This window comes from Limnoraphis robusta BA-68 BA1 (genome assembly GCF_034932365.1).
In the GTDB taxonomy this organism is placed as follows: domain Bacteria; phylum Cyanobacteriota; class Cyanobacteriia; order Cyanobacteriales; family Microcoleaceae; genus Capilliphycus; species Capilliphycus robustus.
The window spans coordinates 33,109-48,314 of record NZ_JAYGHR010000095.1 but is presented as its reverse complement, the minus strand read 5'-3'; the positions used below and the strand labels follow the sequence as shown (position 1 = coordinate 48,314).

Genomic DNA, 15,206 nt, shown 5'->3' with positions numbered 1-15,206 from the left:
ATGCCGCAATTAATATTCTGAATTCAGCTTTGAGTACGCTAGGGCATAGCGGAACTTGGATCTTAGATCAAAACGCTTCAGGAGATTTTACCTCTACTGTGATAGGAGAAATCCTGTCTCAGCAAGTCGAGTCGTAGAATGAAGAATCCCCGCCTTTTAAGGCGTGGGAGTGTCAAAAAAGAAAAACGCCCATCAATTGTGGGCGGTCTAATCAGGGTGCATCTACTATGTATGTAGTATAGACCATGATGGGTGTCACCCCACAAGTTAATTTACAAAACTTTACAATATGTTGCCAATTAGACTTGAGTAATCCAAAATTCCATGACTCCAACCCTCTTCGGACGCTGGCAAACCCGGATCTTGCTGTTGGCCACCGTCGGCCTATTCGTTACCCTACCCTTCTGGATCGCCAACATTGCACCCAGTTGGATTTACTTGGCTTTCCTGGGATATGTCGCCCTGTTTGGCTTACTTTGGGATAGCTTCTATATCTACCTGCAAAAATTCCGTTGGGATCGAGATTGGCCGGGACTGTTTCAACTCCAGGCGGGAATTTGGGAAGGCCTATTTATCGGGGGATTAGCCAAAAGTGTCGGTTTACCGGGCATTTCCCCCGAAATCTTTAATGTCGGATTATTTATCTGTCATTACACTGTGGTTTGGTTAGCAACTTACCTCGCCTCTGTCACCCTAACGCGAATTTTATTTCCTCATTGGCGGTTTCGCGGCGGACGTTGGTTTTGATATCATGTCCGACTAATCAATAATTAGTAGAGGCGGGTTTAAACAGTCACCTCCTCACCAGTGTTGTAGGGGCGGCTTGGTGAATCAATTTATGTTTTCCCAGCAATAACTTACATAAACCCGCCCCAAACCATAACAAAATTCATCAAACAGACATTTTCAATAAATTCTAATTTCCCAACATCGGACGAAGACGCTTAATATTATCCTGTAAAAAAGCAGAGGGCAGCAAATAATTCCCATCCACAGCAGCATAGGTGGGTCGCTTATTCGTGATTAAATCAATGGTTGCTTTTTGCCCTAAAATTGTATATTTTTTGCTAAAAATCTCCTCTCCATTTTCATCGGAAAGAGAGATCGTCACTGGTAAATCTAACGCCTCTGACTCTTGCTTTCCAAGCTGTTTTGTGTATAACTTTTGAGCTTCTACCTGAAGTTGAACTTTATATTTTCCATCTGGTAACGCTTCAAAAACAGCATCCGCTAATCCTACCTGATAAGTAATCACATTAGCAAACAATTCGCTAATCATTTCTCGTTGAGCGCCAGAAGCTTCAGCTAAAATCGCATCCCGCAAATCAAGAACCGTTGCATAGGGTGCAGGTTGATAACGATACTTTTGGAGAAAACTTTTAATTCCTGAAAGTAAAGCTTCTTGACCCATTAAATCCTCAATTTGTTCTAATATCATACCGCCTTTATGACGAGCAATCGGTACCTCATTATACACATCAATTAACGCTGGTTCTTGGAAATCAATTTTACCCAACAGACGAAAGAAATCACGCATAAGCTGTTGTTTGGCTAGGCGTTGTTCTTCGGGAGTTCGGCAACGTTGATAAAGAGAACTCGCATAACCACTCAAAGCTTCACGAATAGTCATCCCTCCCGCTACATCTGCGGCTATTATTTGATCTTCCCACCAAGCATAAGCCAAGAGATAACTAACCCAGTCAATAATACTATCTTTCCCCCGACCTTTTGCTTCACTTTTCCACACCAAAACTTCAGGAATACCAATCACTCCCGCTTCTGAAAAAACCATTCCATCATAATAAACAAACTCCACAACCCGCACCTGTTCAAAAGGATAGGGGCCGAAAGTTTTCTCATAAAATTCTAAAGCTTTTCCCACTTGTTCAGCAATTAGCTCAACATTTTCTTGGTGTTTTGGATGATAATAGATTTCAATCGGAACTCGATAATTATTATTTTTATAAACCGCATAACGACCTGAATAAATGGTAAATTTACCCCGGTCTTTTGCGGTAGATTGATACTGAAAATAATTCCGATTTCCTTGCTTCCATTGATTGACTAATTTTCCTGTTGTGACAACCGTTTGATCCGCAGAGGTTCCAATGGTAATATCAGTGCTACCCCAGCCTAAATGAGCCAGCATTAACCCCTGTGATAAACCAATGGGATGATCATGACTTCGCATCCGTTCATCTAAGGGGGGTAAATTGAATTGATGGCGCATCCAAGCCTTTTTATGTTCAACCATTTTGGTATAACCAACAAAGGGTAAAATAAAAGGACTATATAAATTCGTGCCATTTCCGACAACATCATTCGGATAAATCATATAAACATCATCGCTATCCACCTGATTTTGAAATCCTTGGGGACGTTCTGTTTTTGTGATGAATTTCATCGTTTGACGTTCCCCAGGTTTTAACGGGGTTTCTAGGTCATAAATATAGTATCCCCATTCTGGATAAGCTTCTTTTAATGTTGCGCCTGGATAGTTTATTTCAGCCAATTTTAAGTTAATAAAACTCAGCAGATGAAGTTGTTTAATCGACGAATTTGTGCGATTTTCTAATACATATTCACCGTTAGCAACGAAGTAACGTTCTTCGGGATAAAGTTCGATATTGACTTTTGTATTGGTAACAACGGGTATCGGTAAATTTTCGTATTGTTTGAAGCGTTTCTCAATTTCTGCGGCTGTTTCTTCTTTCCCTGGGGGTTGATATTGATTAATAATATTGGTATTGTAAAAAATCCATCCGCCCACCCCAACAAACGCAACAATTAACCCGGCTAATGTTTGTTTAACGCTCTGACTTGTTCTCACCCAGGCTTGTTTCCAACCTTTGATTAAACGTAAATCAGACGTTCCACGCGGCCAGATGATATAAGCAAAAACCATCAAAATTGCACCGAACAAAGCCCAATACAAAGTATACCAAAGATGTCCGGTTAACAGATGACCATAGCCATTCATCAAGGAATATTCAATGTCATTTGTTGCTGCAAAACGATAGAGATTATGATACCAACCCAAGGCATCTAGAGGAATTTTTGAAAGAGAAATCATCACCACTAATGCCATCCCTGCATATTTATGACGGGTAATGACTTGGGTAAATAGGGCGAGTATTGCGGTTAAGTAAAAATACGGTCCGTGTTCGATAAATAACATCTGAAAATATAACGTAAACTCAAAGTCGGTGTATCCGTTAAGGGCTTGATAGCCAACCATTACCACCATTGCTAACAGTAAATTAATCGTGATAATGGCAAACAAAGCCGTGAGTTTGGATAACAATAAAATTCCATTAGAAACTGATGTTGCATCGATAACATTTTGCAGACGCAATAGGCGATCGCGCCACATTAATTCAGCAGAATAAACAATGATAATCGCAAACAGAATATATTCGAGATAGAGATTAGCGGAATGAATTAAAATATCGGTACTGGGATTAGAATAGTTATAGGAACGAGTTCCCATCGCTGTGATCATTAGACTGACTAAACCAAATGCAGTTAGAAGTAAAAACGCTCGTCCTGTTAACACTTGTTTGATTTCAAAGCCACTGCGATAAAACCATTGATTAATACAGGCTTTGAAACTTCTGTTTTTAGCCTCTAAGGGAATTGTATTAACGGGATTAATTTGACTGGGCTTATCTATTTTTTGAGCAATTATTGATGTTTTATGACTCTGAACACGGGATTTATTTAAGACTTTCATCGAATAAGTCTGATAACTCCAACACCACAACAATGAACCCACTGTTAGCCAGAAAATACGGTTGAAAATGACAATCCCGCTTAAGGGTGGCATAAGCGTATTATGTTGATAAACTGTCCAAGATAACGTCTTTTCTTCTAAGGCATAAAACCCAAAGGGATCTAACATTGCCCAGATGCGATATTGATCAAAATTAATCACATCTACCCCGACCATAATTAGAGAGGCTAGATAAAGCATAATTAAAACAATTGCCCCCGCATAAGTCATCACAATACTGCGAGTTTTAGAGGCTAAACAAAAGGCAATTGCTGACACTAAAAATAAATTGGGCAGGGTAAAAAGAAGATAGCTAACAACATAAGCCTCTAAACGCAATGGCCCCAAGGCAAAGGGATTAAGTCCCGGCATGATTGTGCCTAAAATCATCCCCGGTAAATAGCTAGAAAAAGCAAATAGAGTTATCCCAAATGCGGCGAGAAAACGGGTTGCTAAATAATCCCATTTCCGAATGGGAGTTGCTAATATTAACGCTTCCATGCGATAGTTTGTATCTCGCACAAAAGTTTCCGCAACAAAGGCTGAAGCCGCAAGAATCCCAAAAATACAGTACCAAATTGTCGTTTGAAAAATTTGGGAGGGACTATTGACAAAAAAGAAAGCGTTACCTTCTCCAGCTTTGGAAACAATATCAGTTAAACCAATAACAAAAAATAATATTGTGATTAACCAAAAAGTAGGGCGACTTAGATGGTAAAGGATCTCAAACTGAACAACATCAAAAAATATAGATTTCATCATTAAGCAGCAATCACTTCAGGTTCTAACAATAACGCAGTAAAATAAACGTCATTGAGATCGGGTTCAACGGCGTGGAAATATTGACTCTGTTGACTGTCGATCAACACCCGAACACAGCGTTTTCCCCGTGACATTCGAGTGGTGATGATTGTGCAATCTTTGGGCTTGTTAGAGGCTTCAAGTTCCGAGGCGATCCAAACTTTTCCTCGCAGAGTTTCGGTTAAAAATAGAGGACTCCCAGAGCGAATAATTTGACCTCGATTTAGAATAGCCATTTGTTGACAAAGTTCGGCTACATCTTCTACAATATGAGTGGAGAGAATTAACACTCGCTCTTCGCTAATTTCTGCCAGCAAGTTCTGAAATCGAATGCGTTCAACCGGATCAAGACCTGCTGTTGGTTCATCAACAATTACTAATTGAGGTGATCCCAGAAGCGCTTGAGCAATACCAAAGCGCTGGCGCATCCCACCTGAAAAAGTTCCTAATTTCTGTTTTCGTTCTTCGTAAAGGTTTACCAGTTGCAACTGTTGGGCGACAATTTCTCGGCGTTGTGAAGCGTGAGTAAATCCCTTGAAAACGGCGATTTGATCTAATAAATCTTCAGCCGAAACGTTCGGATAAACGCCAAAATCTTGGGGGAGATAGCCTAAGCGACTGCGGGCGGTTTGAGGATTTTTCAGCAGATTTAAGCCGTCGAGTTCGATCAAGCCAGAATCTGCATCCTGTAAAGTCGCTAGGGTTCGCATGAAGCTAGATTTCCCGGCACCGTTTGGGCCAAGTAAGCCAAAAATCCCGTAACCGATGTCTAAGGAGATGTCCCGCAAGGCTTGAATACCATTGGCGTAGGTTTTGCTCAGTTGTTTAATGACAAGCATTATTTTTAAGTTCCCCAGGTTGTCAGCGTTCTGTCTGAGAAAACCAACTCGAGTTTCCTGTAACTATTGACACTAAGTTTGATTGTGCTTCAGTTTTCAGACTTCTAGTCTCTAAAGCCCGTTAAAGCTTCTTGAGAGTTTTTATCATTTATTGAGTATGATATAAACTAGCATTTCCTGGCGGTACTTCGGTGATTTTCCAAAAAATTTTAGATTTTGCCGAAGTCCATAAACCGTTGTGTCAGGTTCAATGTCAAAATAAGGGTAGGACAAACTTACTGACGGATGGGAATTGTGGCTTTGAAGATTGGTTTGTTGGGACTCGGAACAGTTGGGACAGGAACCGCACAAATTCTCCTCGATCCCAACGGACGACATCCCTTATTACAAGGGTTAAGCCTACATCGAGTGGGGGTGCGATCGCTGTCTAAATCTCGTCAAGTGGAACTCCCGGAAAGCTTGCTGACAACTGACTTAGAGGAAATTGTCACCGATCCGCAAGTCGATATTGTTGTAGAATTAATTGGCGGCTTGGAACCTGCGCGATCGCTGATTCTCAAAGCCATTGCTCACGGAAAACACGTCGTTACCGCCAATAAAGCTGTGATCTCTCGCTACGCCGATGAAATCTTCACCGCAGCCAATGAAAAGGGCGTCTATGTGATGTTAGAGGCGGCTGTTGGGGGCGGAATTCCTGTGATACAACCCCTCAAACAGTCTCTGGGTGCGAACCGCATTCATCGGATTATGGGAATTGTTAATGGGACAACGAACTACATCCTCACCCGAATGCAACAAGAAGGGGCGGATTTTGCCGAAGTTTTGGCCCAAGCCCAACAGTTAGGGTATGCTGAAGCTGATCCGACTGCGGATGTTGACGGGTTAGATGCAGCCGATAAAATTGCGATTTTGGCATCTTTAGCGTTTGGTGGACGAATTAAACTTAGTGAAGTTTATTGTGAAGGAATTCGTAATATCAACGCCAGCGATATTTCCTATGCAGATCGTTTGGGATTTGTGATTAAGTTATTGGCGATCGCCAGTCGTGATCCTCAAGCAACACCTGAAAACGATTTACTCTCAATTCGAGTTCATCCTACATTGGTTCCAAAAGCGCATCCTTTGGCGAGTATTAATGATGTTTACAACGCCATTTTAATTGAAGGGGAACCCATCGGACAGGTGATGTTTTTTGGTCGAGGTGCGGGTGCTGGCCCAACGGCGAGTGCAGTCGTTTCCGATATTTTGAATATTGCAGCAGTTCTTCATTCTCCCGTCTCAGGTGAACTTCATCCGTTAATGAGTTGTAGCCATCAACATTATTGTAATCTCGCCCCGATGGAAAATTTAATGACTCGCTTTTATTCCCGTTTTGTCACTCAAGATGAACCGGGTGTGATTGGCAAGTTAGGCACTTGTTTTGGGAGCCACGATGTTAGTATAGAATCGATTGTACAGATTGATACGCATGGAGAATTGGCGGAAATTGTCGTTGTTACCCATGATGTTCGAGAGGGGAATTTTCGACAAGCCCTTGATGAAATTAAAAGCTTTAATGTTGTTAATCGCATTCCCAGTATATTGCGAGTGTTGTAAACTTAGGTTGTTTTTATCTCTAGACTCATCGAGTCAAGTTAACAATAAGTTAAGCTTGATTGACAAATAGAATTTCTTACTATACCATCTGTTACATCCCTCTAAGTTTTAATAAACAGGAGTAATAACATGAGTTTAGAAGATAAGATAAAAGCAGCAGCCAAGAATATTGAAGGTAAAATTCAGGAAGCAGTGGGTGAAGTCACTGGCGATCCTAAGCAGAAAATGGAAGGCCAGAAAAAGCAAGCTGAGGCTGAAATTCAACATACCGTTGAAAACTTAAAAGACCAAGCCAAAAAACTGATTGATTAATTCTCACTAATATCTGAATATCAATTCAATCATTCATAATTTAGAGCAACCCGGGTATGCTCTTTTTTACGATCAATTTTTCCTTCTTGAATAAAATTATTAACAAGCACTGATCATGCTAAAATTGCTATAAGTGATTTTCAGTCAAGCCCTCAATCTTATTAACTCAAATGTTTTTCTTTGGTATAGAACATGAAGTTGCTTTCCTCAACTCACAAGGAAAGTTTGCTGATTTCTCCTGTACAAAATTTGCAGATTTTCAGCAAATTATTGACCAACTCCCCATCTACCCCAACGACAATTTACAATTACGGGTGGGTGATGCGGGAATTCGACAAAAGCGCTGGTATATCGAAGGATTTGAAAGATTTGATGACTCTGAAAACGTGATTGACTGTGCGGTAAAAGGAATTGAAATTAGAACAACCATTCATAATAGTATTCAAGAAACAATTAATGAATTAACCACCAGTTTTCAACTCTTACGAGAAATAGCAGGTCAATATGGGTTTACCCCAGTTCTCACCAGTTTTAACCCCTACAGGTCTGTTTTTGAACCTCAGCCGCCCTTAAACGAATACGAAATTAAACAATTACAAATTCATCCCGATGACAATACAGCGTATATTTATATGGTGACGTATGGGCCAGATTTAAACCTATCGGTTGCTGATTTACCCTTAGAAAAACTCATTGATATCGGTCAAAAACTCACTTATTATAGTCCTTATCTTGTACCTTTTAGTTATAGTTCTCCCTTCTATAACGGGCAGTTATGGGACGGTTTATCCGTGAGAACGTTTACCCGAACCGGGAGACGATCCGCCACATTAGTTTTTGTTGCTCAAGAAGAACAATTAATCAAAAGTATTCCCTCACTGACCAAAGTTGCTAGAATCCCCGCAGAAGTCGGGAGAATAGAATTTAAAGCGTTTGATACTTGTGATGATTTTCGCATTTATGCGGGGCTATTAGCCTTATTAAAAGGATTAATTTTAGACGAAACATTACCGGGTCGATCCACGATTCCCGACACTCATTTACATCAAATTTCGGCTAAAAGGGGGTTTGACGATGAGGATATTTTCAACAGGGCTACTCACGTTTTAAAAGCCGCAGAAGTTGCGTTGCAAGATGATCCGGATCGGCATCTCTTACAACCCCTCAAAGAGATGTTAACCCAACGCCAAACCCGATCCCATGAATTGATTAAAATTTTTCAAAATCTAAGTTCAATTGAAGCAACCCTCAGACAAACTTATTTATAGTTGATCTGTTTAATCCGGCTTAACCGCCAATATTCAGAGGATAGAGGCAGATTTTGCAGAGCAATCATCGGTTAAGTATTGAGGCGATGGGGGTGTGTTTAGAAGGATTTTGTGCAATCTCAAGCCAAACCGTTTGAAATGTATATTTTTCTACTCAAACATCGTCTTGTCACAACAATTTCACAGGAATTTGATAATCTTTGGTCTTTAGGTAAGCCGATCTAAATTTACTCAAGCTTTACAAAAAAAGTTGGAATTTTTAAATTACTATCTTGTTTTTAGGTGGTTGAGCAGACTAAGCTAAAAATAACCAATCCATGAAGACCATCCATTAATTTAGGAAGATCAGCAAAGCATCAGCTAGACGTTTGTCCTAGCTATAGAAATTTTTTGTGAGTCAAAGTGCATCTATACAGATAGGTAGACCCGTTAAAAGTTCAATAAATTAACACTTCTGACAGCTTGAGAATTCCTTGAAAAATGAGAGTTTCAACTCTCTTCAACAACAACCGGGCTAACCTAAAATCAAAAAATTTAGCCGAACACCGAAAAACTGTCAGGGCTTTTCAGAAATAAAAATAAGGTAGTATTAACATCAGTCATGCTTAAAAAATTCCAGCAGCGTTTAAATCTAGTTTTGGGTTCAATTCCCGTTTTAGCCACGTTGACCGTCACTTCTTCACCCAGCATAGCAGCGACTTTTGCTTCTTCCTCTGCTAACGCTTTTCTACACAGCTTTAGTCACGCTCCTTTGAGTATTGAAACCTTAACTGATACAGAAACTTTTACGTTTGCAAGCAGTGGATCTGTTGATGCGAATGCAGACTCTGATGCTTTCTTTTATAATCAGATTCCTCTGACTTTTGCCGTTAACTCCTCTCTGGCTAAAGCAGAGGGATATGGACAAAAATATGTAGGGATTGCAGAAAGTGAAGCTGCTGTTATTGGTCGTCAATTTTACATTGAAGCAGGTTCAACATTTTCTTTTGATTTTCTGTCATCCTTGGAACTGGAAACCTCTATTGAAAAACCTCCCGGTGAAGCTGCAATTGCTCAGGGTAATATTTCATTCTTCCTCTTTGACGATTCAACCCAGAAACCCATTGATTTCTTAACCATTTCTGGACGGTTAGAAACTGCGGGTAATGATGACTTCTTTGAAGTTAAAGCCAGTGATGGTTTTAATTTTTTATTAGATTATTCCGAACAAGAATTTGGGGGAAATCAAGAATTCATTACTGCGGAATATTTGGGTGAATTTTCTCGGTACTTTAGCGAAGACACTTCTTTAACGTTAGTTGAAGTGAAAACCAATGCTGTTTTAGTCAAAGCACCCGAACCGTCTAGCTTTGTCGCTTTCTTTATCTTTGGTGTTACAGGTGTTGCTTTGCGAAAGCGCAAACAATTCTAACTGAGCGATCGCCATAACTGCATATTGGAAAAACCCGGTTTCTTTGATAAACCGGGTTTTTAATTGCGATTTTTAATCCCTAAAATCATAATATTTCTTGAAAGCGGGGCGGGTTTAAACAGTGAACAGTGAACAGTGAACAGTGACCAGTCAACAGTCAACAGTGATAACTGATAACTAATAACTAATAACTGTAAACTGTAAACTGTAAAAACTGGTCACTGCATAACTGTAAACTGTAAACTGTAAAAACTGGTCACTGCATAACTGTAAACTGTAAACTGTAAAAGCTGGTCACTGTATAACTGTAAACTGTAAACTGTAATCAACCCGCCCCTACAACAATATTTGTCTAAGAATTTGTACAGCGATCGCATTCACCTTTAATAATCACTTCATAATTTTCAACGCGAATCCCTTCTGGAAGTCGATCTAAGGGTAAATTACTAAAAGTTTCCCAGTCAATATCTTGAATAACGCCACAAGTTTGACAGCAGAAATGATGATGGGCTTCAACTCTCGCATCATAACGAGTCACCCCTTCTTCTAACAAAACTTCCCGCACTAACCCGACTTCTCGCAACACCGATAACGCACTATAAACCGTTGCTTTAGAAGAAATCGGCAAATCGTGGTTCACATCCACCAGAATTTCCTCAACCGTCGGATGATCAAAACGAGACAATAGGTTGGCGTAAACCGCAAAGCGTTGAGGGGTGATCCTCAGACCCTTAGCTCGCATTCGCTCTTCTATTTCTTTACTGGCATTGCTAACCATGATGCTTTATTTATATGGCTTTCCTTATCTAGATTATATCATATCTGAGAAAAGATATCACACAATCTAAGTCTCAGTTTTTTACTTGACATTTTATTAAATCAGAATTATTCTGAGATAGTAAGGAATCAATCAAACCTTTACATCCTCAGAGGAGAACACTATGGATCTGTCAAACTCTAACACCGCGAAAAACCTAGAAGCCGCATTTGCAGGCGAGTCTATGGCAAACCGCAAATACTTATTTTTTGCAGAAGTAGCGCGTCAATTGGGAATGAGCGATGTCGCCAAACTGTTTCGGGAAACCGCCAACCAAGAAACCGAACACGCCTTTGCCCATTTCCGCCTCATTCATCCTGAGTTAGTCGTCAAAGATGCTTCTAGCCTGAGTGAAGCCGAGAAAAAAGCGATCATCTCCCGGTGTTTGGAGTTAGCCATTGAGGGCGAAACCTACGAATACACCACCATGTATCCCGAATTCACAACCCAAGCCCGTCAAGATCGCGATGACAAAGCCGTTGCAGAGTTTGAAGAACAAATCGCCGAATCCCGTGAACACGCCGGAATTTTCCGCAAAGCCGCCCAAAACTTCGGCTTCCTCACCTCAATTGAAAATCATCACGCCAACCAATACACCGAAGCGTTAAAGGCTTTAGATGGCGTAGAACCCGCAGCAAAAAGTGCCAGTAGCGGGAAATGGATTTGTAAGCAATGTTCAATGATTTACGATCCAACCGAAGGCGATCCAGATTCTGGAATTGCAGCCGGAACCGCCTTTGAAGACATTCCCGAAGATTGGTATTGTCCAATTTGTGGGGCGAGTAAAAAATCTTTTGTTCCCTACGAGCAAGCGATCGCTGCATAATAACAGTGGCGAAAAAAATGGTAATGGGGATAAGCGGGACTTTTTTAGAAAAATACCCAGTTTCTTTGTCCCCCTAACCCCTTTCCCAACTCTGGAAAACTCAACTCGAACACATTTAACAGGAGAAAACCTCTATGCTAGAAAATCGTGAAGGCCAACGAGTTCCCGATGTCACATTCAGAACCCGCCAGAATAATGAATGGGTTGATATTTCTTCTAATGAATTGTTTGCTGGTAAAACAGTAATTGTGTTTTCCCTTCCGGGTGCCTTTACTCCAACCTGTTCTTCGACTCACCTCCCCGGTTATAATGAATTGGCTCCCGCGTTTAAAGCCAATGGCGTTGATGATATTGTTTGTCTTTCTGTTAATGATGCCTTTGTCATGAATGAATGGGCAAAAAGTCAAAAGGCTGAAAATGTTAAACTCATTCCTGATGGGAATGGCGAATTTAGTGAAAAAATCGGAATGTTAGTCGATAAAGCCGATTTAGGTTTTGGCAAGCGCTCCTGGCGTTATTCAATGCTGGTAAAAGACGGTGTTATCGATAAAATGTTCATCGAACCGGAAGTTCCCGGCGATCCTTTTGAGGTATCGGATGCCGAAACAATGCTCAACTATATTAACCCCAGCGCCACTAAACCGAAATCCATTACAATGTTTAGTAAAGTGGGTTGTCCCTACTGTATCAAAGCTAAATCAATGCTGAAAGAACGGGGTTGGGATTTTGAAGAAATTGTCTTAGGGGAAGATATTTCAACTCGTTCGATCAAAGCAGCTACAGGCGCAACTTCAACACCGCAAGTTTTTATAGATGGAAAATTAATTGGCGGTTCTGATGCTTTAGAAGAATATCTGAAATCTAATTAATCGATTTTATCCCGGATAAGAGCCTTGGGAATGTCACTTAAAAAAGGGACTGTGATGATTTTTAAATTGAGAATATTCTAGAGATATCCTTCTCAGGGTGTTCACTCAAAGAAGAAATCACTCAAACAAATCCTTGATCTGTTTGTTTGGTATCTTTTCTCAAACTTAGTAGTCAGATCAGTCACGTTTTCATAGCTCTCTGTTTTAGAATAGAGAAATTCATTGATTTGAGTTTCTCTATTTTTATCGGGATATGGGATTAAAAAAAACCCGGTTTTTTCTTATATGGGATTTAAAAATCTGTCTCCCCTCGCGGTCAAGAGGGTTGACAAAGGGGGGCGAATGCTGGTAAATTATGAATAGTATTTTTTATAATCGGATATAAGCAAAAATATTTTTTTCACAACCATCCCATTATAAGATAATCATACCCGTAGCCGAGCCAAAAAGTCAAGAGGGTCTGGCGAAAAAAAACGCGAAATTTCGAGGGAAAAAAAGTCTGTTTAAGAGATCTCCTGACAAATGCGTTGTAAGGCGGCTCTGGGGTCTTCTGAGGCGGTTATCGGGCGTCCGATGACCAGGTAATCAGCTCCGGCTTTCAAGGCTTGAGAAGGGGTAAATGAACGCTGTTGATCGCCTTTTTCTGCCCAACTGGGTCGAACTCCCGGACAAACTAACAGGAAATCATCCCCACAGGTTTGGCGTAATTGTTCGACTTCTTGGGGAGAACAAACCGCCCCCGCTAACCCACAGTCTTGGGCGAGTAACGCCATTTTCAGGGCATATTCTGGGAGTTTTAAAGTGATGTTTAAATCAAAGGCTAATTCACGATAATTCAGACTGGTTAAGAGGGTAATTGCGATTAAATTGGGAATGGGTTGATTCGCTGCATTTGCCCCTTCGATTATAGCATTTTGAGCGGCTTTTAACGCGACTTTTCCGGCGGTTGCATGAATGGTGATTAAATCAACCCCATACTTTGCGGCTGACCGACAAGCGCCTGCTACAGTATTGGGAATATCGTGAAATTTCAGATCGAGAAAAATTAGTTTTTGTCGTTGTTTCAGTTGGGTTAAAATTTCCGGCCCGCTACTGACAAACAGTTCTAGACCGACTTTCCAAAAAGAAACTTGAGGCAATTGGTCAATTAATGCGATCGCATCTTCCAAGCTGGAAACATCAAGGGGAACAATAATTTTATCTGTGTTCATCTATCCTACCAAGCGCACAAATTTCTTTTTACCCAGTTGCAAGACACGTCCGTTTAAATCATTAATTGACTCAAAAGTTAGGTCAGCATCGGTCATTTGTTCGCCATCCAGTCGCACGCCGCCCCCTTGCATTTGTCGTCGGGCTTCACTGCCACTTTTACACAAACCACTCACACTGAGAATATAGAATAACTTCGCCGGAAATTCAATCTCAGCCAGGGAAAATTCAGGGACCGCATCGGCCTGTTGAACGTTACCGCCCGTGAGGTTTAAAGCGGCTTTTTGGGCTTCTAACGCTGCATCTTTGCCGTGATATTGGGAAACAACATCTAAGGCTAATAATTTTTGTCGTTCACGGGGATTTTCAGGGAGTTGATCGAGGGGAAATTTGGTGAGCAGTTCAAAATATTGTATAATTAAATCATCGGGGATTTTTTCCAATTTGGAATACATGGTCAGAGCATCTTCAGAGAGTCCGACATAATTTCCCAGAGATTTAGACATTTTTTGAACGCCATCAGTCCCAATCAAAATCGGCATCAATAAACCAAATTGAGGCTTTTGTCCAAAATAGCGTTGTAAATCTCGACCCACAGCCAGGTTAAACTTTTGATCAGTTCCTCCGAGTTCAACATCTGCTTCAACGGCAACCGAATCATAACCTTGCATCAGAGGATAGAGAAATTCATGCAAAAAAATCGGGGCTTCTTTTTCATAACGTAGCGCAAAGCCTTCTTTAGCTAACATTTGCCCAACCGTCATGGTGGAGAGTAAATCCAAAATTTTAGCCAAATCAAGCTGAGAGAGCCATTCTGAGTTATAACGAATTTCTAGGCGTCCGGGTGTGTCAAAATCAAGAATGGGACGAACTTGATCGAGATAAGTTTGAGCGTTTTGTTGAACTTGTTCGGGGGTGAGTTGCTTGCGAACTTCAGATTTTCCTGTCGGATCACCAATTCTTGCGGTAAAATCACCAATAATCAAAACAGCCGTGTGTCCAGCATCTTGAAAATCGCGGAGTTTGCGGAAAACAACACTATGTCCGAGATGAATATCGGTTCCGGTGGGGTCTATGCCAAATTTAACCCGTAAAGGCTGATGAGATTGAGCCAAACGTTGGTTAAAATTATCATCAGGGTTCAGCGAATCAAGCTGTTCGGGAAAAATTTCACTAACACCTCGGCGCAGTCTCGTCATATCATCGAGAGATGCGTTTGTTAATCTCTCTGGGGTCGGTTGACTCAATGCCATAACTTGATGAGAATTTTATATTATTGCAAATACTAGATCAATTAGGCTAATCTTGATCCCTGATATCGTTTATCAATCAGTGATTTATATTCATACAGTATCTTACCATTGTCCGGGTGCGATTGGGGGATAGATTACTAGAGGAGAGCCGAGTGCAAACCTGTTGGTCGGGTTTCCCCAAAAACAGATCAATAGCAACAAACGAATGCTGTATGCTATCACTTAGCGAGAGC

General features: G+C 40.8%; 12 protein-coding genes. 7 read left to right on the top strand and 5 right to left on the bottom strand.

Annotation, left to right across the window (positions count from 1 at the left end):
• Positions 1 to 324: 324 nt before the first annotated feature.
• Positions 325 to 747 (top strand): hypothetical protein, encoded by a 423-nt coding sequence (locus VB836_RS27465; RefSeq protein WP_323224340.1) that lies wholly within the window; start codon positions 325 to 327, stop codon positions 745 to 747.
• A 169-nt stretch (positions 748 to 916) separates the two neighbouring features.
• Here the strand turns inward: VB836_RS27465 and VB836_RS27460 are convergent, their stop codons facing one another.
• Both VB836_RS27460 and VB836_RS27455 read right to left on the bottom strand, forming a co-directional pair.
• A complete protein-coding gene (locus VB836_RS27460) occupies positions 917 to 4,534 on the bottom strand; it encodes a hypothetical protein (protein ID WP_323224338.1) in 3,618 nt (1,205 codons plus the stop codon).
• Complete coding sequence (locus VB836_RS27455) at positions 4,534 to 5,412, bottom strand: ABC transporter ATP-binding protein (RefSeq protein WP_323224335.1); 879 nt, start codon at positions 5,410 to 5,412, stop codon at positions 4,534 to 4,536. The genes VB836_RS27460 and VB836_RS27455 overlap by 1 nt, the downstream gene beginning before the upstream one ends.
• A 294-nt stretch (positions 5,413 to 5,706) precedes the next feature.
• Between VB836_RS27455 and VB836_RS27450 the strand changes: the two genes are divergently transcribed.
• From VB836_RS27450 to VB836_RS27435, 4 genes are all read left to right on the top strand, one after another.
• On the top strand, positions 5,707 to 7,008 hold the full coding sequence (locus VB836_RS27450; RefSeq protein WP_323224333.1) for a homoserine dehydrogenase: 1,302 nt from the start codon (positions 5,707 to 5,709) through the stop codon (positions 7,006 to 7,008).
• A 129-nt stretch (positions 7,009 to 7,137) separates the two neighbouring features.
• Entirely contained in the window at positions 7,138 to 7,320 is a 183-nt protein-coding gene (locus VB836_RS27445; RefSeq protein WP_323224331.1) for a CsbD family protein, read from the top strand.
• Between the two features lie 170 nt (positions 7,321 to 7,490).
• Positions 7,491 to 8,588 carry a hypothetical protein gene (locus VB836_RS27440; RefSeq protein ID WP_323224329.1) on the top strand — a complete coding sequence of 366 codons (1,098 nt, stop codon included), beginning with the start codon at positions 7,491 to 7,493 and terminating at the stop codon, positions 8,586 to 8,588.
• A gap of 601 nt (positions 8,589 to 9,189) precedes the next feature.
• Positions 9,190 to 9,999, top strand: a complete 810-nt coding sequence (locus VB836_RS27435) for a hypothetical protein (protein ID WP_323224327.1) — start codon at positions 9,190 to 9,192, stop codon at positions 9,997 to 9,999.
• Positions 10,000 to 10,351: 352 nt separating this feature from the next.
• On the opposite strand, the gene VB836_RS27430 is transcribed toward VB836_RS27435, so the two are convergent.
• On the bottom strand, positions 10,352 to 10,777 hold the full coding sequence (locus VB836_RS27430; protein ID WP_323224325.1) for a Fur family transcriptional regulator: 426 nt from the start codon (positions 10,775 to 10,777) through the stop codon (positions 10,352 to 10,354).
• Between the two features lie 163 nt (positions 10,778 to 10,940).
• Here VB836_RS27430 and VB836_RS27425 point away from each other — a divergent pair, with 163 nt between their 5' ends.
• Complete coding sequence (locus tag VB836_RS27425; protein WP_323224323.1) at positions 10,941 to 11,642, top strand: rubrerythrin family protein; 702 nt, start codon at positions 10,941 to 10,943, stop codon at positions 11,640 to 11,642.
• Between the two features lie 134 nt (positions 11,643 to 11,776).
• On the top strand, positions 11,777 to 12,511 hold the full coding sequence (locus tag VB836_RS27420) for a glutathione peroxidase (protein WP_323224322.1): 735 nt from the start codon (positions 11,777 to 11,779) through the stop codon (positions 12,509 to 12,511).
• Positions 12,512 to 13,014: 503 nt separating this feature from the next.
• On the opposite strand, the gene pyrF is transcribed toward VB836_RS27420, so the two are convergent.
• Entirely contained in the window at positions 13,015 to 13,722 is a 708-nt protein-coding gene (gene pyrF, locus VB836_RS27415) for an orotidine-5'-phosphate decarboxylase (RefSeq protein ID WP_323224320.1), read from the bottom strand.
• Entirely contained in the window at positions 13,723 to 14,973 is a 1,251-nt protein-coding gene (gene tyrS, locus VB836_RS27410; RefSeq protein ID WP_323224318.1) for a tyrosine--tRNA ligase, read from the bottom strand. It lies immediately after the preceding gene.
• Between the last annotated feature and the right edge of the window lie 233 nt (positions 14,974 to 15,206).

Excerpts from the sequence above, each read along its gene's own strand:
- VB836_RS27455 (WP_323224335.1), bottom strand. The coding sequence starts at position 5,412 with ATGCTTGTCATTAAACAACTGAGCAAAACCTACGCCAATGGTATTCAA.
- VB836_RS27465 (WP_323224340.1), top strand. The coding sequence starts at position 325 with ATGACTCCAACCCTCTTCGGACGCTGGCAAACCCGGATCTTGCTGTTG.
- VB836_RS27445 (WP_323224331.1), top strand. The coding sequence starts at position 7,138 with ATGAGTTTAGAAGATAAGATAAAAGCAGCAGCCAAGAATATTGAAGGT.
- tyrS (WP_323224318.1), bottom strand. The coding sequence starts at position 14,973 with ATGGCATTGAGTCAACCGACCCCAGAGAGATTAACAAACGCATCTCTC.
- VB836_RS27435 (WP_323224327.1), top strand. The coding sequence starts at position 9,190 with ATGCTTAAAAAATTCCAGCAGCGTTTAAATCTAGTTTTGGGTTCAATT.
- VB836_RS27425 (WP_323224323.1), top strand. The coding sequence starts at position 10,941 with ATGGATCTGTCAAACTCTAACACCGCGAAAAACCTAGAAGCCGCATTT.
- pyrF (WP_323224320.1), bottom strand. The coding sequence starts at position 13,722 with ATGAACACAGATAAAATTATTGTTCCCCTTGATGTTTCCAGCTTGGAA.
- VB836_RS27440 (WP_323224329.1), top strand. The coding sequence starts at position 7,491 with ATGTTTTTCTTTGGTATAGAACATGAAGTTGCTTTCCTCAACTCACAA.
- VB836_RS27420 (WP_323224322.1), top strand. The coding sequence starts at position 11,777 with ATGCTAGAAAATCGTGAAGGCCAACGAGTTCCCGATGTCACATTCAGA.
- VB836_RS27430 (WP_323224325.1), bottom strand. The coding sequence starts at position 10,777 with ATGGTTAGCAATGCCAGTAAAGAAATAGAAGAGCGAATGCGAGCTAAG.
- VB836_RS27460 (WP_323224338.1), bottom strand. The coding sequence starts at position 4,534 with ATGATGAAATCTATATTTTTTGATGTTGTTCAGTTTGAGATCCTTTAC.